This is a genomic window from Verrucomicrobiia bacterium (assembly GCA_035946615.1).
Taxonomy (GTDB): domain Bacteria; phylum Verrucomicrobiota; class Verrucomicrobiia; order Limisphaerales; family UBA8199; genus DASYZB01.
Map to the genome: position 1 here is coordinate 1 of DASYZB010000077.1, position 5,176 is coordinate 5,176.

Consider the following 5,176-nt stretch of genomic DNA (forward strand, 5'->3'; position numbering starts at 1 on the left):
CCAAAAGGGCGCGTGTACAAAAAAAGAAGCCGCCCGTTTCCGAGCGGCTTGTGTGTGATTTAAAGAGCCTTCTCTTACTTGCGACGGCGGAAGATCAACAGCGCAGCAGCGCCGAGACCAGCCAATGCGAAGGTCGCGGGCTCAGGAACCGCAGTAATATAAAGCGGGAAGCCAGCCGTGAGTGGCGTGCCTGCCGCTGTAGGGCCGGAGCCGAACAACGCGAAAGGAGGCAGAGAATTAGGGCCGCCGCCAGCCTCGCCGAAGCCAACACCTGAGAGGCCGAAAAAGCCAGTGCGAGTCCAATGGCCACCTGCCCACGCGCCATTATTCAGGGTCGAGCCGTTCAGCTCTGCGGCGATCGTAGCCCAATCGTGACCGAGGTTGGAGGACCAACCAACGACCACGAAGGAGTTGGTTTGACCAGCAGGCCAACCCGTCGATGTCACAGCGGTAGAGCCTCCGCTCAAACGACCGCCGGCCGGTATGTTTGTAGCATAGGAGCCTGTAAACGTCCATGTCGTCCCGAGCAAGTCAGCAGGGGTGAGTGAGGTTACTGTTGAGGGCGCGGTAAAAACCCCATAATAGAATCCCCCCGCAACCGTCGCGGTATTCCCGGCAGTTCCACCGGCCGCCGTGGCATTGGTTGTAATCAACGTTGTGGACGAATTGATAAAACCAATCGTGCCTTGAGCGAAAGCCCCAGTGGCCAGTGCTGACAAGGAGAGGAGTGCGGCTAGTTTTTTCATAGATGTTTGTGTTGTGGTTTTGGCTAGTTTTTTGATGTGTTAATTTATAAAGGTTTCCGAATGGCGGTTCGAATTATTGTGCTGAGAGCGTCTGGCTCCATGTGGTGGTCTGGGCAGGATTCCAGAAGAAGCCTTGGCCGACATTGATCGAAGGCACGGGGCCTGGCGTAACGCCGTCTGACAGGTACCAGTTGTTCGGGCTGATACCAAGACTGGCGTCATAGTAATAGGCCGTGTAGGCCGAGCCATTCCAAGTCAACACCGTCATCCCGTTGTTAAGAGGCAGATTGAATGAGGTGTTTGTAACAGAACCGCCGACCGGCAGCACTGAACCGACTAGTTGATACCCGTTCGGCACGGCCAAGTTGTTTGTGGTGCCAGGTGCCGGCACGACATTACCAACAAAAGTGGCCGTGAACGCTGAGCCAGGATTCATGAAAAAGCCGAGCCCTGGGGGAAGGGAGGGGGGAACAGAGGGCGTGACTCCGTCCGCCTGGTACCAGTTGTTCGGGCTGATCCCGAGGGAAGCATCGTAATACGACGCAGTGTAAGCCGAACCGTTCCAAGTCAGGATTGTGGTCCCGTTGGGAAGGCTCGAGAAGATTTCATTGGCTCCGTTGGTTTGCCCATTGCTGAGCGGATTGGCATACACATTGTAGCCAAGACCAACATTAACGTTTACATACCCGACAACGTTTAGTGAATAAACGTTTTGCGCCATCGAGGTGACAGCGCCCGCCGCGACCACTGCCGCAGCGCATAATAGTGCTTTTGTTCTCATTTGATTTTGTAGTTATGTGTTACCGTGTGTGCGCTCACTATGGCGATTCGCAAGGCACCTGTCAACGTTTTTTAAATTTTTTTTGAACATTTTTTTAGAGTGTTCCCCGGGGCAAAACCGTGGAGTCGTGTTTCAAATGTTGTATTTATCCAACTTGCTGTAGATCATGCTGTTACGTCTGTAAAACCAAATAGTTTATAGCTACTTCAGGCATCAAATAGCGCCAAAATCTCACAAATGTGAGGAAGACACAGCCCAAAAGGCGGACCTCCGATTTCACGAATTTCATGGATAAAAGGCGAAAATAACTGTTCAGCGCGAAGCGTCGTGGACTGCGCCAGTCCTCTGGCGCTTTAGGACCGCCGCTTGCGTTGAGTTTACGGGTGCACGCCAGTGGCATTGAATTGGATGGCATGGTGAGAGTGAAAGGACATCCAAAAGCGGCAGAGGACTGCCGCAGTCCAAAACGCTGCCGCACTATCTTCCTTGCAGGCTCCTGCGGGCATGTCCCGTGGGCCGGTTTTTCACTGGCGTGAGGAGCGTATGCAGTCCTTTCGGAAACTCTGGCGATTCCAGCCAATCGGCAATGAGCTGCAGTTCAATCCCGGTGAACCCGATGCCTGAACTCCGGCGCAAAAGGAGTTCATCGGGTCCATTCTGCACCACAATCGTCCCCGAGGGACCCAGCTTTGAATGCGCTGCCTTGAACCAGGCGATGGAGGCGCAGTTGTCCGGGAGTTGAGCTTTCGAGAAAATCACCCGGAAGAGTTGTCCGAGATTCCACCAGGCCTCGAGCCGTTCGCCGGTTAATTCCCAATCATAATAAACCAGATTATTGCGGCTGAGCACATCGCGGAACATCCCGGCAGGCGCGGGGAAATTGGTGAGCGCGCTGGAAGCCAGGCCGCCCAGGATAAACCCATTGGGCTGGCGCGCTAAGCGGACAAAAGGGGCCATTAGAGGCGCGCCGGCCCAAATGAGCTCATTTGCGTTGGTGCTCTGTTCGATTTTGCCAAATCGATGTTGCTCGAGAACGGGATTCAACGATTTGGAACTGGACCGCAGCAGGCGCTGGATGAACCCGGCTGGGTCAGAGACCGGGGCTGCTGCAAATAACAACGGAGGCAGCGGCTGCTGGGACCAAGAATAAAGCTGGCCCGGAGGCTCTCCGAGTTGCAAATCGGTCCATCCCTTCCACGAAGAAAGCCATGGCTTGCACCCACGCACTGCTGTGAAACTTGCCAACGGATCATGGATCAGGTCCGTGGGGATGTTCCAGGGCTTCATCTCCAGATTCAAGGGACTCGAGAAACTCAGCCTTGCGGTTGTCAGCACATTCGTGCCGTCACCCGTAACGGTGAGTGAGATTTTCGGCCAGCGCGGCGGGATGTTTGATGCCGTAGGGAAGGCGTTGCGTACGCCGGCTAAATTGAGGGCTGCTTCGAGCCAGTAATTGGTTTTGCCTGCAATGAAGGGCGCTCCACCCGGCCGTGCGTGGATTCGCGCCGCCATGTCGGCAACCAGATCATTGGAGGCGTGGCCAAAGCCCAGCAGAGTCCAGTCCCCGGCGCGGCTCAGCTCAATAGGATTGGTTGCCGCAGCCCCGTGCCGGGTCATCGGCACGGTCCAGGCAAAGGCGGTTGATTGCGCCGAAACCGGATGCGCGCCGGGGACAGACTGAAGGACGGCAGCCAGGTTGGTTTGCCAAAGCGCCGCTCGTTGAGGGTCCAATCGAATCGCAAGCGCGAGCTCCACGACCCAATTGGTGGTCTGGCGCATTTCGACGAATGACTCCTGCTGAAGGAGATCATTCAGAAGGGGGCGTAGATACCTGGCGGGACTGCTTCTAAGGGCTGCTTGATAATTGGCGATGGGGAATTGGTGGTTAGTGAGCGAAGGAAGCCAGGGGGCAACGGCCAGTTTGTCCAGCGTTTGGGTTTCGAGTCTGGCGCTTTCAGGGAGGCCCCAGATGCTCATCAAGCGAGAGGCGCTCGAGTCCGCGGCGAGGCGCTTTTTGCCCAGCCAATGGATTCGGAGCAGAACATTGCCTGCATCCGAGAGCGAATCGGGTGCTGCAACCTTCCGGGCATTTTGGCTCTCCGCCGACTGTTCGCATCCCGTCAGCGCGATACCGAGCATCGCGATTAGACCCAAACCGAAACTTCTCATGCGCATAGCAGCGAGGGATGTACCCAAGAGAAGGCTAATTCGCAATGCAATTGAAGCCACTGAAAATCAAAAGAAGGCGCGTGTTTTTCCCCTAAACAGGTCCCCCGAACGGGGTTTCGGGTTTTGGGGTATCTCTATTGCACCTCCACCCGATAGAACCGGTTGGTCGGGTTGGGGAGCGTGTCTTGAATGCTCATCGGCCCCCCGGTGCCGAGCCTTAATACGGCCTTCTTTGGCAGCTCGGTCCATGTCTTCGCCGCAAGGTTGTCCTTGTAATAGACATCGTAGAGCAGGTTGCTGACACTCGAGAATGTAATTGTGACCACGCTCCCGGTTCGGACTATGGACACAGCCGGCAAGACCAGGACACGAAGCGAGGCCGGCCCGCTGAAAGTTGGCCCAAAGGCGTTCGAGACCAACACGGAATAGTTGCCGCTCTGAACCGGGGTCACGTTCGAGAGGCTCAGGTTCTGCAGCGAGGCGCCGGCCAGCGCGATCGAGTTGAAGAACCACTGGTATTCCAATGGCCCGACCCCCAAGGCGGCGACATTGAAGTTCACCGTGGCCCCATTGATGGCCGCCTGGTTTGAGGGCGCGCTCAGAATGAACGGCGGACCAAAGACGGTCAGTTGCGCCGGGGCGCTGGTGATGCTGCCGTAGGCATTGGTCACCACTACCTCATACAGTCCCGATTGGCTGACCATGATATTGCTCAGCGCCAGGGATTCGTTCGTCTGATCGAGGAGCGAGTTGGTCTGATTGAAGTACCATTGATAGCCAAGCGGGCTGGTGCCTTGGGCCGTCACATTGAAGGTGACTGTGTCGCCGTTGGTGGCCACCTGGTCGGTGGGTCCGTTGAGAATCGCTGCCGGTTCAACCACGTCCAATTGGACGGGCGTGCTGGTCACGCTGCCGTAGGCGTTTGTGACCACGACAAAATAGCTGCCCGCCTCCTCAGGCGTAATATTGCTAATGACGAGCGTCGCATTGGTTCCATCAGGAACGCTGATGGTTTCATCAAAATACCATTGGTACGCCAAGGGCGGGCAACTCGAGACACTGACAGAGAGGGAGGTCGTCTGGCCGGCGAGGACCACTTCATTGCGGGCCTGGGTCACCACCATCGGCGGCCCCAGGTCCAGCACAGCGACCGTCTGGCTGCACGTAGCCGCGTTGCCGCAATCATCCACCGCCTGCCAGGTGCGTGTGGCGTTAAAGCCCTGCCCGCAATCGGCGTTGGTTACCGTATTGAGCACACTCAGCGTTACACCCCGGCTGACCGCCGCTAATTGTGCCGCGAAATCGGCTGCACCCAGCTCATTGGTCTGCAAAGTCCAGCCGTTGCCCTCCTGCGACCAATACGCCGCGCGCACCTGCCCCGCCACCGGCGGTCCAAAGAAACTCAAACCCGCCGAGTCGTTGCTGCCCAATCCGCTGAACTGGACGCTCCAGGTGAACGAATCAGGCAACGCCCCAACCA

Annotated in this window: 4 protein-coding genes; all 4 read right to left on the reverse strand. The window is 56.9% G+C overall.

Going from position 1 to position 5,176, the window contains the following annotated elements:
• Positions 1-74: 74 nt before the first annotated feature.
• A complete protein-coding gene (locus VG146_11615) occupies positions 75-746 on the reverse strand; it encodes a PEP-CTERM sorting domain-containing protein (protein HEV2392996.1) in 672 nt (223 codons plus the stop codon).
• A 73-nt stretch (positions 747-819) separates the two neighbouring features.
• Positions 820-1,527: a hypothetical protein gene (locus VG146_11620; protein HEV2392997.1), complete on the reverse strand. Its 708-nt coding sequence runs from the start codon at positions 1,525-1,527 to the stop codon at positions 820-822.
• 477 nt (positions 1,528-2,004) lie between these two features.
• Complete coding sequence (locus VG146_11625) at positions 2,005-3,702, reverse strand: hypothetical protein (GenBank protein ID HEV2392998.1); 1,698 nt, start codon at positions 3,700-3,702, stop codon at positions 2,005-2,007.
• 128 nt (positions 3,703-3,830) lie between these two features.
• Positions 3,831-5,176: immunoglobulin domain-containing protein (locus tag VG146_11630; GenBank protein ID HEV2392999.1), on the reverse strand; the 1,346-nt coding region annotated here is incomplete at its 5' end.